Here is a 14,218-nt window from a genome sequence, read left to right as displayed (position 1 = left end):
ATGGCGTTGGGTGGCTCCGCCGGTGCGGTGGCGAGCAGGATCGCGGCGGTCACGGCCGCGGCGACCGCGGTCACCCCCGCACCCGGGATCAGCACGCCGCGCCGCTGCCTGGGCCGGCGGGTGGCCCGCCGCTCGCGGGGGAGCGTCGGGGTCGGCTCGCCGCCGGCCGCGCGCAGGCGGGTGACGGGCGTGCGGCCACCGGGCAGGGCGACGTCGGCGTCCGCGCCGTCGGCCGCCGCGGTGCCTGCGGTGGCGGCGATCTGGGTGAGGATCCGGTGGGCGTCCGGCCGGCGTTCCGGCCTCTTGCGCAGGCTGGCAGCAACCACACCGCGCAACGGGCCGGGCAGGCCGCTGAGGTCCGCCTCACCGTGGACCGTCCGGTAGAGCAGCGCGTCCAGGGGGCCGCCGCCGAAGGGCGGGCGCCCGCTGGCGGCGAAGCACACCGTCAGGCCCCAGGAGAAGACGTCGGCCGCGGGCCGCGGGCGACGCGTGGTGGTCAGCAGCTCGGGCGCGAGGTAACCGATGCTGCCCATCACCACGCCGGAGGCGGTCATCATGCCGGGCAGGCCGGCGACGATCCCGAAGTCGATCACCTTCGGGCCGTCCGCGGCCAGCATGACGTTGCCCGGCTTGAGGTCGCGGTGCACGACGTCGGCGTCGTGGATGGCGCACAGCGCCTCCGCGAGCCCGCGGGCCACCTCCCACAGCGCCTCGCCGGACAGCGGCCCGCCGGTGGCGACCGATGAGTAAAGGGTGGGTCCCGCCACGTACTCGGTGGCGATCCACGGCTGGTCGCCGTCGACGTCCGCGGCCAGCAGCCGGGCCACCCGGGGGCTGTCGATCGCGGCCACTGCCGCGGCCTCCCGGTGGAAGCGGTGGCGGAACGCCGTGTCGGCGGTGTGCTCCTCTCGCATGACCTTGACCGCGGCCCGGGTGCCCGCGCCGTCCTCGCCGAGGTACACGATGCCCATGCCCCCGCTGCCGAGCCGACCCATCAGCCGGTACGGACCTACTTCGGGCGGATCGCCCGCCCGCAAAGCCTTCCAGGACACGCCACGTCCCCCTCGGATGCTGCGTCGCGCCGAGGCCGCGCCCAGGCGCCGCCGTGTCGGGCACCGGGGGTGCGGCGACACCACGAACGCCGGCACGCCCGGTCGCGGCCCACGCCGCTACCCGACCAAATCAGTTGTACCCGGACGATTAGGGCGGAATGTTTACCGGGCGAGCACTGTCGGTGAACGTGACCTGGTCGGGCTGGTACCCCCGAGGGGTGGGTTTGGGCCAGCCGACCAACCGACCCGACCGGACGACGCAGAGGCGATTACCCCACGTTCACCTGCACGTTCGGTCGGGTTCGGCGATCGAGGGGCTAGCGGGCGGCCAGCCGGCGGACGTCCGCGGCGGAGGTGCCTAGCCCGGTTGGGCTACCGAAGGGCCGTCGGTCGGCGGAGGGGTGGTAGCGCAGTTCGGCCTCCTCATATCGGTGCGTCCCTTGGTGCCAGCGCAGGACGCCGGCCAACCAGTTCTGGAGCCCCCGGGCGTAGGAGCCGATCGCCGCGCGGGCGTCGCCGTCGAGGTCGAGACGGTCGAACAGGTCGGGCAGCTCACTGTCCACGACGTGCTCGAACTGCCGTATCCGAGCGGTCATGAGCCCGTTGACCACCTCGACGGCGCGGCCGCGGTCGCAGCCGAGGAAGTTCTCGACGACCAGCACCGCATTGTGGATCTCGCCTTCGAACTGGATCTCCTTCTGGTAGGAGTAGATGTCGTTGAGCAGGCAGGAGAAGTCCGCGGCGGCGTTCTCCAGGGCCCGCAGCGGCCGGGTCCGGAAGACCTGCGCCGGCACGCTGTTCCCGCGGGCCAGCCGGCTCAGGCTCATCGTCAGGTCCGAGCCGAACGTCGCGCGGCGCATCTCCAGGTAGTCGACGGGGTCGGGGATGCGGTTGTAGACCTGGTTGTCCAGCTCCCACAGCCAACTGTCGATCATCACCTCGACGGCCCGGCGGAACGTGGCCTGCGCGGCGGGTTCCAGCCCCCTGGCGGTGCGCTCCCACAGGTCGGCGAGGCCCCGCTCCAGGGCGTTGACCGGCGGCTCGGTCAGCGGGCCGTCCACCGGCATGAAGGAACGCAGCCGCTCGTTGCACAGCTTCGCCGCGGCCAGGTTCCGGGACGCACCGAAGATCACCGGGTAGTAGTCGTCCGCATAGGTTCCCCAGGTCAGCCAGCCTGTCGTGAGGTCGAGCTCGTCGGCGGTCGCGTCCGGGTGGATGCCCGCCGAGCACAGGGCGAAGTCGGCCGCGCGCAGTTTGTGCTCGTCCCAGATGCCCGGAACCCGGTCCAGCAGGCCCATCGACCGCGCCCAGCGGACGACCTCCTGTCGAGAGGAGTCCAGGTGGGGGCTCTGCCCGGTGGTGTAGGGCAGGTAGAACTCCGGCAGCGGGGTCGGACCGACGACCCGGAACGGCACGTTGGCGAACGACCGGATCCGCCGCGGTGCGGTGGCGAGCAGCGACGGGATGACCCGGATGGCCGAGGTGCCGAGGCTGGGGATCCCCGGGATACCGGGCAGTCCGGCGGCGGGGACGAGGCTGCCCGCCCCCCCGAGCCCGGCGGCGAGCCCGAGGCCGGCGACCGCGTCGGGCGTCGCCTCGCGGTTCATGTAGCGGCTGGAGCGCAGGTGCCACTCGTGCCCGCCGGACTGCCAGTCCTGCAGACCCTTGACGTACGCCAGCGTCGCGAGCCGGCCCGCCGGGTCGATGGCGTGCTCGTCGAGGACGGCCGGCAGCTCGGTGGCCGCGGTGTGCTCGAACTGGTGCAACCGGGAGGTCAGCAGGTCGTTGACGGTCTCGGCGGCGGCCTGCGTGTCGATGTCGAGGAATCGCTCCACGACCAGCACCCCGTTGCTGAGCTCGCCCTCCTCGGTGACCTCGCGTTCGTAGGAGAACAGGTCGTTGCGCAGGTGCACCGCGTCGGCGAAGGTGTCGCGCAGCACCTGCAACGGGCGGGTGGCGGCGACGCGGGCGGGAACCTCGGCGTCGGCGGCGTGCTCGACGAGGTTCGCCGACCAGGGGGCGCCGCCGACCTTGCGGCGCATCTCGACGTACTCGATCGGGTTGGCCAGCCGGGCGGCGTTGATGTTCTCGAGTTCCCAGAGGGACTCGTCGAGCAGGTTGCGGGTGCTGACGGCGAAACGGGCCCGCCAGTCGGCGGATCTGGCCGGCACGGTCCGCGTCCACAGGTCGGCCAGGCCCCGCTCCACCGGGTTCGACGGCTCCTCGGTGATCTCACCCTCCACCGGCATGAAGGCGGGGAGCCGGTCGAGGTAGGCCTGGGCGCCGGCCAGGTCGTGCGACCGCTTGTAAAGCTCGAGGAAGTGGTCGTCGAAGTAGAAGACCCAGACGTACCAGTCGGTGATCAGGTTCAGGCGATCGGCGGTGGCGTCGGGATGGGTGTAGCCGCACAGCAGGGCGTAGTCGTGGGCGTCGAGGTCGTGCTCGGTCCAGATCGCGATGCCGTGCTGGGGAGTGTCGATCATCTCCATCTCGCGAGCCCACGCCCTGCTGTGTTCCCGGGCCTGCTCCAGATGGGGACTCAACCGCGCCGGATAAGGCACGTAGAACTCGGGAAGGGTGAAAGGCTGCATGGTTCAGCGTCCGATCTCGACGCTCTCCAGGATCCCGAGCGCGTCCGGCACGAGGACGGCGGCGGAGAAATAGGTCGTCACGAGGTAGGAGATGATCGCCTTCTCGTTGATACCCATGAATCGGACGGACAGCCCCGGCTCGTATTCATCGGCGAGCCCGGTGTGGTGCAGGCCGATCACGCCCTGGTTCTCCTCACCGGTGCGCAGCGCGAGAATGGACGTCGTTCCGGCGGCGCTGATCGGAATCTTGCTCACGGGCAGCAGCGGCACGCCACGCCACGCCGGCACGTGCTGGTCGTGGAACAGGACGGTCGCCGGGTAGATGCCCCGCGCCGTGGCTTCCCGCCCGAAGGCCGCAATGGCCCGCGGGTGGGCGAGCAGGAAATGCGTGCTGCGCCGCCGGCTGAGCAGCTCGTCGAGGTCGTCCGGGGTCGGCGGGCCTGAGCGGGTGTGAATGCGCTGGCGCAGATCGGCATTGTGCAGCAGGCCGAAGTCGGGGCTGTTGATCAGCTCGTGCTCCTGGCGCTCGCGCAGCGCCTCGACGGTGAGCCGCAGCTGCTGGGAAAGCTGGTTGATCGGCTCGTTGTAGAGGTCGGCCACCCGGCTGTGGATGCGCAGCACCGTCTGGGCGACGCTCAGCTCGTACTCGCGCGGCGCCAGCTCGTAGTCCACGAACGTACCCGGCAGATCCGGCTCGCCGGAGTGCCCGGCGGCGATCGCGATCTCCGCCTCGCCCTGCTTGTTGCTTGCCGGCTGAGGCCGGCTGCGGTAGTCCTCCAGGTGCCCGCTGAGCTCGGCGTCCCGCCCGGTGATCTCGGTGAGTTGCTGGCGGGAGAGCACCAGCACGGTGGTCGCGGTCAACGCCCGGGCGGTGTACTCCCAGGACAGCTCCGACTCGACGAGGACGTCGTCGCCGAAGTACTCGCCATCTGCAAGCACCCCGAGGGACCGCTCGTCGCCGTACGCGCCGGGCCCGAACTTCCCGACTTTGCCATGGGCGATGAGGAACACCTCGTCGGCGGGCGCGCCCGTCTCCGCAAGCACGTCGCCCGCGGAGTACTCCCGCTGGACGAACCGGTCGGCGAGGCCGGCGAGCGCCCCGCCGCCGAAGCCGCGCAGCGCGGGCAGCTCGGCGAGCTCGCCGGGCACCACCCGCACGTCGGACCCGACGGACGTGAACGCGATGAGCCCGTCGCCGAGCACGTAGGTCAACCGGCGGTTGACCCGGTAGACACCGCCGGCGGTCTGCACCCAGGGCAGCACCCGCAGCAGCCACCGGGAGGTGATCTCCTGCATCTGCGGGACGGACTTGGTGGTCGTCGCGAGGTTGCGCGCGGCCGCCGTGCTCAGACTCAGCCGGAGGTCCTCGCCGGGGGCGGCGGGGCCGGTCGCTCCGGTGTCGGTCGGTACGGGCTCGGTCATGGCAGAATCCACCTATCCTTGGTCTTCCAGGGGCTGGGGCGAAACCCTTGGGCTATGGAGCGAAACCTTGAGGCTCGGCGATCAATCCTTGCGATCAAACCTTGGGGCTGTGCGGTGAAACCAGGGGCTGGCGTGGAACGGTGGCGCGCCCGTAGGCCGAACCCGCGCACGGAAGAATGACGGCATCGCGACGATTTCCGCGATCTTTTTCCGGTGGGACCCGGGTCCGAGGTGAGGCTGGCAGCCTCGTCAGGTCAGGACCTGAACAATGGGCACGCGCGGGCTCCGGTCGTCCGCGACACGGCTGATCGCACCGTTGAGCGCTCCATATACCAGTAACCCCCGTGGGTGTCGCGCGGTTCGCCGACATGCGCATTTTTTCGTGCTGGCAGGCGCGTCTCTCGCCGCGCATCGGCAAGCCTCCCGCACCGGTGGCGTGGACGGCAAGCACTTTGCGGAACCAATCGGAGACTGGCCCGGTAAGAGGACCCCTTCTAGCCCCACCTCGGGGCACGTAGTCACAGACAGTAAATGCTTGCGCGGTCCCGAGAATTCTTCGGAATGAATGGCCGGCGTTCTGGTGAACCGTACGGAGGGTTGTATCTAAATTGCCCGTCCGGGTGCGGCCGGCATGGCTGAAAGGAAGCCGGGCGTCGCAACCGTCGGCCGTGGGCGCCCTCGGCTGCCGGCCGGGCCGGCGAACCGTTCGCCTGGCCTGGTGCGGCGGCAGGCGGGAATGTGCGGGCCGCCGCCGGGCGGCCGGGCGGGCTGCGGACCGTCCGCGGCCGAGTCGGCCGTCCTTCCAGGGACACTGCGGAATGCGCCCTCCGGAGTGCGCAGGTGACTCCGTTCGGTGGCCATTGTGTGGCGCGTTCCGTCGCTGTGAGCCGGCGCCGGGCTCCGGCGGACCTGCCTTTGCCGCTCCGGGAGCGTCACCGGAGGGGCGCGGACTGTGTCGGTGAGCGGGGGCGAACAGTGACCGGTGTTGCGCGCCCTGCAGCTGGCGCGGGCGGAACGCCAGGTCACTGATGCCGGTGAGGGCTCACCGTGGGGTGGGGCCACCAGTCGGGTGTCGCCGGGCGCCACGCGGGGGGGCCGGACCGGGACCGCGCGCGAAGCCGGGGTGGCGCGCCGCAACGGACCCGGCTGCCCGGACCCTGGCCGGCGTCGAGCGGCCAGCGATCCGACACGAAGGTGGTGCTTGATCGGGGCTAACTACCTGGTAGGTACGGGACTTCGTACCATTGCCCATGGCTGCAATTCGTGCATGCCAGCGGAGGCGTGATCCGTGCTGGGCGCGATGTGCGGCGGAAGGAACGCCGCCGAGGCGGGGGGCGGTCGCTGCGGCGGAGGCGGCCGCGGATGCGCTCGGTTACCCCATACCGGTCGAAGTGGTCTGGCTTGCTGAGGCGCAGCGGTATCTCGGCGATTTCGGGGAAGCTGCCAGTGAAGTGACAGGACTGTAACTCGGCAGAGCTTTGTCGGAATGCCGGCCAGCTACTTAGGGTGATGATCCCTTTGCGGTCATCTGTTGACGGAACGTGACGTGGGGCGGGCTGTTACTAGCACCAATGAGCTACGAGTGCCCGAAGTGAACTCACCCATCCTGGCCACAGGGTCTAGCTCGTGGACCGATCTAGATCGGGCGACGGGTCCCCTGCATGCCCTGATGGGGCGGTCCTGAGGTCACCGGGCCCCTCCGGGCGGTGCTCGGCCTCGCCGGTGCCGACCGGCAGCGCCCGGATGGGCATCCGCATGCGGTGACCGGTCAGCCCGCGGTGCCGAGGGCGGCCGCCAGCGGGTGCGCGGCCCGGCCGAACGCGGTCATCTGGTCGACCGACCAGGGGCTGAGCGCCCACGGCGCGGCGAGCGCCGCCTGCCGGTAGCTCTCCCACTCGACCCAGCGCCACTCCACGACCTCGGCCGGGTCCGGGTCCGGGTCACCCACCGCCCGGGCCACGTAGACGGGGCACACCTCGTTCTCCACCAGCCCGTCGGCGGCGGTGGCGCGGTAGGCGAAGTCCGGCAGCGCGAGGTGCAGGTCGGTCAGCGCGAGCCGCAACTCCTGCTCCACCCGGCGTTCGACGGCGACGGCGATGTCCTCACCGGGGCGGGGATGTCCGCAGCAGCTGTTGGTCCACACCCCCGGCCAGGTGCGCTTGCCCAGCGCCCGGCGGGTGACGAGTAGCCGGCCGGCCGCGTTGAACAGATAGGAGGAGAAGGCCAGGTGCAGCGGCGTGTCGAGACCGTGCACGGCGAGCCGGGGCGCCGTCCCGCAGGGTCGGCGGTCGGCGTCCAACAGCACGACCTGGTCGTCGACGTCGACGGCGGTACCGGGTCCTTGTGGACTCACGCGTGGGCCTCGCTTTCGGTGGAAGTGGTGAACGCGGCCACCGGGCGTGGGCGCCGGGCGTGGGCGCCGGGCGTCGCGGCCCATGTCGGTGGCCTCACCACTCCATCCTCCCGCCGCCGCGACCAGGCTGCGGCCCGGCCCCGGATCCCGCTGGTCACACCGGCGGCGAACCGGCCCGCGGCAGGGACCGGTCGACGGTGTGGGGGAGCCCGGAAGTGGCGCGCGCCCGCCGCCGACGACCCTGCGGGAAGCCGAGACCCTGCGGGAGGCCGATGACCCTGCCGGTCAGGTGCCGATGAGGCTGGTTCCCGTGCGGATGTCGGCGAGGAGATCCCACTGTTCGTTGCTGAGGACGCCGAGGGCGGCCGGGAAGAGCCCCTCCTGTTCCTTGACGATGTGGCGCCGTAGCAGCGTCAGCATCTCGACGGCCCGGGCGGGCCAGGCCGGGTCGGTGCGGGCGGTGCCGTCGGTGGCGCCCGCGAGCACCGCCTCGATCCGGCGGTGTTCGCCGCGAAGGATGGCGATCTTCTCGGGGAACTCGGCGGCCATCGGGGGGAACAGGCCGCGCTCCTCCACCACGGTGTGCGGGCCGAGAACCGTGGAGATCCGGGAGCAGTAGTCGATGAGCGAATCGACGTCGCCCCGTCGGTAGGCCGCACGCGCCTCGGCCGAAAGCTCGACCAGCTCGTCATGCTCCCGGATCAGGTCCTCGATGGCCGGAGTGGCCGTGCACCAGCAGTATTCAGACACAGTAGGGCCGTCCTCGGGGAGAAGAAGATCGGCTGATTTCCGGCGTCGGGGATCGAGATACGCCGGATCCGTCGCGCGCTTACGGGGACCGGCGCAACCATGCTCCGAGCCGGCTGTGCCGGTTCTGCCGGATGCCCGCAGGCGCGGTCGCGGACGGGAATCGGGCCGATGGGGGCGGGTCCGGGCAGCGTGGATGCCGGCGAGGTCCGCCAGGCGCCCGGCGGCCGGCCGGGACGGGCCGACCGCTTGACCGCGCCGCAACCGGTGACGCGGTCAAGCTCCGGCACTGTCATCTCGCTCCTGCCCCGCCCGGCGGCGCACGGGGCGCGCCGCTGCCGCCATCATCGGCCGGCACGCGCTTGCGCTATATGGACTTTCGTCCCGTTCACGGCCTTACGAACGACTGCGCCGACGGGTCCGGGAGTCGCCGGTATCCACCACCACGGCCGGGGCGCGGAAATCCCGAGCGGAATGCGCGCAGCGCAGCCTGATTGTCCGGACGATTCCCGTCGGCCACAGTCCGAACGTGCTCCCACCGGGCGGGTCAGGACAACGGCACGGTGAGGCAGGCCGCTCGCGCGCCCGCCACCCCGGCGGCGCCGGGGGAGCTGTCCGTGTGGTGCTCGTGGAGAATGATCGAGTGCGCGCCGCCGGCCCGGAAGTCCCATTCGACGCCCGCGAACGCCGATCCCGTCCCGCGGGCGTCGGTGGTGAAGTCCAGCCACACCTCGTTACGCGCGTTGGCGTAGGCCGGGTCCACCGACGGCTGGACGGGGTCGGGGACGTTCTGGTAGTGCGGGCCGGCGGCGGCGCCGGTCGCCCCGCAGGCCTTCTGGTGGACGTGCGCGCCGTACTGGTGATTCGGCATCAGGCCTTGGACGATGAGACCGATCACCGTGCGCTTGCCGCGGACGGCGAGCGCGATCGCCGCCGCGCCCGTCGGCACCAGATGCTCGTCGTAGGTGACGGCCGTGGGCGGCTGCCGAGCGTCCCAGGCGCGGAACACGCCCGGCTCCGCGATGATCCCGCCGCCCGCGGGCGGACTCGGGGATGGCGAGCCGGCGGCCCCGGCCGGCCCCGCGGTGAGCAGGAGCAGCCCGAGCCCTGCCGCGATGATGGACAGACGCCGTCGCATGAAGACCCCTCCGGTGCGGGAGTTCCGGTCGGTGGCGGCAATCGTAGGGCGGACGGCGCCGACTGACCAAGTCAGCCGGATTTCACGCCGGAAATAAGTGCCATCCCGGGCCGCAACATTTTTGGGAAGCCCGTGCGACGCCGCCTCGATCACTCGCCGAAGGATTTCCACTGCCGCGGTCGAATTACATTGCCCGAGAGTAGCGTTCGCCGGCGGCTGCGGTCACGCATCGTTCGCCGAGTGTCGAGATCTGACCGGGCCGGGGAGCGACCGGGCTGGGGAGCACCTTGCCGCCGTCGCGACGTCGTCTCGGCCGGGCCGCGCCACGATCGCCCAGATCACGGGGCGCGTTCCGCTGGCGCCGAGGCAAAGAGGCTGATCGGATGGGGAAGCCGGGCGTCGATCCGGGGACTGGTCGCCAGACGGGGGGTGCCGATGCCGCCGGATTCGCCTCGGTCGGAGCCGGGACAGCGCGGGGGCCTGCTGCCCGCCACCGAGCGGCTGTTGCTGCACCGGGTCGCGGCCGAGCAGGCGGGCGGGCGGGCGCCGTCGCTCGTCGCCGCCGTGGCGCGCGATGGCCGCCCGGTGTGGACGGCCGGGCGGGGCCGCGCCGTCGGACTCGATCCGGCCGGCGGCGGCGCCGGCGCCGACACCCAGTACCGGATCGGTTCGATCACGAAGACCTTCACCGCGGTGCTGGTGATGCGCCTGCGCGACGAGGGACGCCTGGCCCTCGGCGACCCCCTCGACCGGCACCTGCCGGGCACCACTGTCGGGGACCGCACGGTCGCGCAGCTGCTGTCCCACCTCGGCGGCATCGCGGCGGAGACCCCGCCGCCCTGGTGGGAACGGGTGGCGGGGCAGGCCCATCCCACCCTCGCCGACGCGCTCGGCCCGGCCCCGGGCCGGTTCCGCCCGGGACGTCGCCATCACTACTCCAACGTCGGTTTCGCGGTCCTCGGTGCACTCGTCGCCCGGCTGCGCGGGATGAGCTGGGCGCAGGCCCTGCACCGCGAACTGCTGGCGCCGTTGGGGATGTCCCGCACGACCGCGCTGCCCGCCGCGCCCCACGCCCACGGCTTCGCCGTCCACCCGCATGCCGACGTGCTGCTGCCCGAGCCCGCCCACGACGCCGGCGTGCTGGCCCCGGCCGGCCAGCTCTGGTCGACCACCGCGGACCTGGTGCGCTGGTCGGCCGTCCTCGCCGGGCACACCGACGCCGTGCTGTCCGCGGACACCCTCACCGAGATGCGTGAACCGGCTGCCGTCGAGCCGGACAGCGGCGAGTGGCGGCTGGGGGCCGGGCTCGGCGTGCAGCTGCTGCGCGAACCCGGTGGTGTGCTCGTCGGGCACGGCGGTTCGATGCCCGGTTTCGTCGCCGCCCTGTGGGCCCGGCCGGCGGGGACGGCGGCGGTGGCGATGGCGAACGCGACGAGCGGGGTCGCCGTTGTCGACCTCGCCGTCGGCCTGATCGACGCGGTCGACACGGCCGAGCCGCCGCTGCCGGCCGAGTGGGTGCCCGCGCCGGTGGCCGGGCGGGAGCCGCTCGACGTCACCGGCGTCTGGTACTGGGGGCCGGCGCCCTACACGCTGTCACTGCGGCCGGACGGCGGGCTGCTGCTCGCGCCGCTGGGCCGCTCCGGCCGGTGTTCCCGTTTCCGCCCTGGCCCCGCCGGTCGCGGCACCTTCCTCGGCGTCGACGGCTACTTCGCCGGGGAGACCCTCATCGCGCGGCGTCAGCCCGACGGCGGCCTGCGCCACCTCGAACTCGCCTCGTTCGTCTTCACCCGGTCACCGTACGACCCCGCGGACCCGGTCCCCGGTGGCGTCGACGCCGACGGCTGGCGCCCGGCCCCGCACGTGGGTGGCGGGCAGGACTGATCGGCCTACGCCCCGGCGGCGATCGCCTCTGCCTGCCGCGGCCAACGGGCAGTAGTGGTTTTGCGGGGCTGCCACCGGCAAGATGTTACGTAGCGCGTACGGACGTACTCCTACTTGGAGCAACCGCACCGCTGTGCGACCGCCCCACTTCGTCACTGTGCGTAGCCGAGGAGCGATGGCATGCCCTTCTTCGATCCGCTCGAATCCACCTTCTACGGCCACTGCGTCGAGCGACTGCTGACGTCGAAAGACCTTGCGCCGCTGCTGGCCGACGGCATCGTGGAGCTCGGGCCGGGGACGGGCCGCCCGGTCGTCGAGGCGCTGCGCCGATCCGGCTCACGGGTGCCGATCACCGGGTACGAGCTGGACGCCGACTCCGCGCGGATCGCGAGCCGGGCCACGGCCCGGGCGGAGCTGGGAAATTACACCGTCGTCCAGGGCGACTTCTTCGCCGCCACCGACAAACCGGGTGCGCGCCGGCACGGGGACCCCGCGGACGGGCGCAAAGCCGGCGTTGTGGACCTGCCGGTCGGCCCCGGAGGGGGCGCAGCGGTGCGGCGGGCGCGGTGCGCGATCGGCAACCCGCCCTACCTGCCGGCAGTCGCGCGGCCGGTCGGCGCATCCCAGCTGTGGGGCGGCCACGACGGCGCGCACGTCGCGCGGCGCGTGCTGTCCCAGGAGATGGACGTGGTGCTACTCATGATCGCCTCCATCTCCGACCCGGTGGGCCTGGTGCGCCACGCCCGCGCCGCCGGCTACCGGATCGCGGACTGGTCGGTGCGGCCCATCCCGTTCGGCCGGTACTCCCACCAGCCATGGGTCAGCCGCCGGATCGGTGAGCTGGCCCGATCGGGCCGCGCCTTCTTCGGCCCGGAGGGCTACCTGCTCGCGGGGGTCACCTGGGTGCGCGACGCCGCACCGGCCGGTGCGGCCGACGAGCCCGACGATGCCGCTACGGTGCTCCGCCGCATCCTCACCGCGGCGGGCAGCGCCACCAGTCTCGACGAGACCGCGGAGGCCAGCCGGACAGCGGGCGCCCGCCGCCGGGTGCGGATCGCTTCCGGGCTGCATGAGGTGCCGAACCGGCCCGCCTCCCGCCTGTCGGGGAGCGGTTGATGCCCATCGCGACAGGGCCCGGCATCGCGCGGGACGTCGGCGTTGCGCCGGCCGGCGATCGGCCGGCGAGTCCGCCGGGGGCGGAGTACGGCGCCGTGCTGACGCCGGCCGAGCTCGGTCAACCGCGCCTGCCCGAGGCCCGGGGAACGCTGACCGAATTCCTGCTCGACCGGCTGCGGCGGGCGCCCGGCGCGGGCGGTCTCGGGCCGGCTCCGGCTGCGGACGACGACGTGCTGTACGGCGAGGACGGCCCGCTCGCCCTCTACTGCCTTTACGGACTGCACTACCGCGGCTTTGCCGAGGTCGACGACGACTGGGAGTGGGAGCCGTCGCTGCTCGCCGTGCGCCGCCAGCTGGAGACGGCCCTGCTCGCCCGCCTGCGCGACGAGGCCGGCGGTGACGGCGGGGCGGTCGGGGACGTCGAGGCCGCGCTGCGGGAGGTGATCGCGTGCGCCGGCGGCCGTTCCCTGTCGGGGCACCTGGCCACCCTCGGCACGCTCGACCAGTTCCGCGAGTATGCGATGCACCGTTCGCTGCTCCAGCTCATCGAAGCCGATCCGCATACCTGGGCGATCCCGCGCCTGACCGGTGCCCCGAAGGCGGCGCTGGTCGAGATCCAGGCCGACGAGTACGGGCACGGCGTCGAACGCGACATGCACCAGAACCTGTTCGCCGTGACCATGCGTGCCCTGGAGCTCGACGCCCGTCCGGGCGCCTACCTGGACCGGTTGCCCGGGCACGCGTTCGCGACCGTCAACGTGCCGTCGCTGTTCGGCCTGCACCGGCGGCTGCGCGGTGCGCTGGTCGGCCACCTGGCGCTGTTCGAGATGACGTCGGTCGAGCCGATGGGCGCCTACGCGGCGGCGCTGCGCCGGCTCGGACTCGCCGCCGGGGCCCGCCACTTCTTCGAGGTCCACGTTGTCGCCGATGCCCATCACCGGACGGTCGCCGGCCGCGACCTCGCCGCGACCCTCGTCGCCCAGGACCCGGTTCTGGGCGCCGACGTCGTCTTCGGCGCGCTGGCGACGACCGCGGTCGAAGGCCACTGCGCGGAGGCGATCCTCACCGCGTGGGACGAGGGCCTGTCCTCCCTGCGTGGCCAGCCGCCGGCGCCGCGCTGAAGAAGTCGAGCGTGGCGCGTGTCTTGGTCCGTTGCGGACCGGTGAGGTCCAGGCCGTGCCGGCGCAGGATGGTGGACAGCCGTGCGGCGGTTCGCGCGGCTGCCTGCGGCGTGGCGCGGGTCGACAGTTCGAGGAGGCGGGAGCCGTCCGGAAACGTCCATTCTTCGGCCTGAAGCACGCGATTGAAACCCGCCGGGGTGAACCGGTGTCGCGACGCCTCAATCGGTCCGAGGACAGCGAGATCATCGATGTGGCCGGGGCCGGGCAGGTGGGTGGCGAGCAGCCTCGCCTGCTGTTTCGAGAACAGGGCGTGCAGCGGGCTCCGGCGGGCCATCGCGCGCTGCACGTCGTCGGAACCCAGTCGGGTGCGCAGGGCGGCGGAGCAGACATAGGAGCCGGGCATCGCATCCACCTCGACAACAAGCTGCTTCGACTGGCGCAGCCGCGGGGCGACGTTCGCCGGCACGACCGGCCGGAGTTTGACGACGGAGTCGTCCGGTCTGCCCCGGGTGCTGCGGACGCGGACCACCACGCCGCGTCGATGCAGCAACCGGTCCGGGGTGTCCAGGTAGTAGACCCGTTGACGCCGAGGTGCCGCCGAGGCAATCTTGAACACCTCGAACGCCCGCTGATGTGCGGACGTGGGCACGACGAACTTGAGCTCCACCCGATCCACCTGGCGGGTGAGTTTCACCATCGCGTGCAGGTCGTCGTCGGGTAACTGCCAGAATGTCTGCGCCGCGCGCAGCACGGCCGTGCTGCCCGTCGCGGCAGCCATTGCATCACCCTCTCCCGCC

At 72.4% G+C, this 14,218-nt stretch carries 10 protein-coding genes; 3 read left to right on the top strand and 7 right to left on the bottom strand.

What is annotated here, in order from left to right:
• The 6 genes from NBZ85_RS16460 to NBZ85_RS16435 form a co-directional block, all read right to left on the bottom strand.
• The coding region (locus tag NBZ85_RS16460) for a serine/threonine-protein kinase (RefSeq protein WP_261562168.1) at positions 1-1,052 on the bottom strand (1,052 nt) is incomplete at its 3' end.
• Between the two features lie 317 nt (positions 1,053-1,369).
• On the bottom strand, positions 1,370-3,643 hold the full coding sequence (locus tag NBZ85_RS16455) for a family 2 encapsulin nanocompartment cargo protein terpene cyclase (protein ID WP_261557599.1): 2,274 nt from the start codon (positions 3,641-3,643) through the stop codon (positions 1,370-1,372).
• Between the two features lie 3 nt (positions 3,644-3,646).
• The gene (locus tag NBZ85_RS16450) at positions 3,647-5,065 is read right to left on the bottom strand and encodes a family 2B encapsulin nanocompartment shell protein (protein ID WP_261557600.1); all 1,419 of its coding nucleotides are present in this window, start codon (positions 5,063-5,065) and stop codon (positions 3,647-3,649) included.
• A gap of 1,768 nt (positions 5,066-6,833) precedes the next feature.
• On the bottom strand, positions 6,834-7,418 hold the full coding sequence (gene idi, locus NBZ85_RS16445) for an isopentenyl-diphosphate Delta-isomerase (RefSeq protein WP_261557602.1): 585 nt from the start codon (positions 7,416-7,418) through the stop codon (positions 6,834-6,836).
• Between the two features lie 285 nt (positions 7,419-7,703).
• Entirely contained in the window at positions 7,704-8,168 is a 465-nt protein-coding gene (locus NBZ85_RS16440) for a hemerythrin domain-containing protein (protein ID WP_261557604.1), read from the bottom strand.
• 544 nt (positions 8,169-8,712) lie between these two features.
• Complete coding sequence (locus tag NBZ85_RS16435) at positions 8,713-9,303, bottom strand: superoxide dismutase family protein (RefSeq protein ID WP_261557605.1); 591 nt, start codon at positions 9,301-9,303, stop codon at positions 8,713-8,715.
• Positions 9,304-9,738: 435 nt separating this feature from the next.
• Between NBZ85_RS16435 and NBZ85_RS16430 the strand changes: the two genes are divergently transcribed.
• From NBZ85_RS16430 to NBZ85_RS16420, 3 genes are all read left to right on the top strand, one after another.
• Positions 9,739-11,184, top strand: coding sequence for a serine hydrolase domain-containing protein (locus tag NBZ85_RS16430; RefSeq protein ID WP_261557606.1), 1,446 nt, complete (start codon positions 9,739-9,741; stop codon positions 11,182-11,184).
• Positions 11,185-11,364: 180 nt separating this feature from the next.
• Positions 11,365-12,300, top strand: a complete 936-nt coding sequence (locus tag NBZ85_RS16425) for a class I SAM-dependent methyltransferase (RefSeq protein ID WP_261557607.1) — start codon at positions 11,365-11,367, stop codon at positions 12,298-12,300.
• Complete coding sequence (locus tag NBZ85_RS16420) at positions 12,300-13,421, top strand: iron-containing redox enzyme family protein (RefSeq protein ID WP_261562167.1); 1,122 nt, start codon at positions 12,300-12,302, stop codon at positions 13,419-13,421. Before NBZ85_RS16425 ends, NBZ85_RS16420 begins: the two co-directional genes overlap by 1 nt.
• Here the strand turns inward: NBZ85_RS16420 and NBZ85_RS16415 are convergent.
• Entirely contained in the window at positions 13,363-14,199 is an 837-nt protein-coding gene (locus tag NBZ85_RS16415) for a CYTH domain-containing protein (RefSeq protein WP_261557610.1), read from the bottom strand. The genes NBZ85_RS16420 and NBZ85_RS16415 overlap by 59 nt on opposite strands.
• Between the last annotated feature and the right edge of the window lie 19 nt (positions 14,200-14,218).

The organism is Frankia tisae (assembly GCF_025403405.1).
Classification (GTDB): Bacteria; Actinomycetota; Actinomycetes; order Frankiales; family Frankiaceae; genus Frankia; species Frankia tisai.
Note: the sequence above shows the minus strand (reverse complement) of the source record. Positions and strands in the feature narration are given on the sequence as shown.

Excerpts from the sequence above, each read along its gene's own strand:
- NBZ85_RS16435 (WP_261557605.1), bottom strand. The coding sequence starts at position 9,303 with ATGCGACGGCGTCTGTCCATCATCGCGGCAGGGCTCGGGCTGCTCCTG.
- NBZ85_RS16430 (WP_261557606.1), top strand. The coding sequence starts at position 9,739 with ATGCCGCCGGATTCGCCTCGGTCGGAGCCGGGACAGCGCGGGGGCCTG.
- NBZ85_RS16450 (WP_261557600.1), bottom strand. The coding sequence starts at position 5,065 with ATGACCGAGCCCGTACCGACCGACACCGGAGCGACCGGCCCCGCCGCC.
- NBZ85_RS16455 (WP_261557599.1), bottom strand. The coding sequence starts at position 3,643 with ATGCAGCCTTTCACCCTTCCCGAGTTCTACGTGCCTTATCCGGCGCGG.
- NBZ85_RS16415 (WP_261557610.1), bottom strand. The coding sequence starts at position 14,199 with ATGGCTGCCGCGACGGGCAGCACGGCCGTGCTGCGCGCGGCGCAGACA.
- NBZ85_RS16425 (WP_261557607.1), top strand. The coding sequence starts at position 11,365 with ATGCCCTTCTTCGATCCGCTCGAATCCACCTTCTACGGCCACTGCGTC.
- NBZ85_RS16420 (WP_261562167.1), top strand. The coding sequence starts at position 12,300 with ATGCCCATCGCGACAGGGCCCGGCATCGCGCGGGACGTCGGCGTTGCG.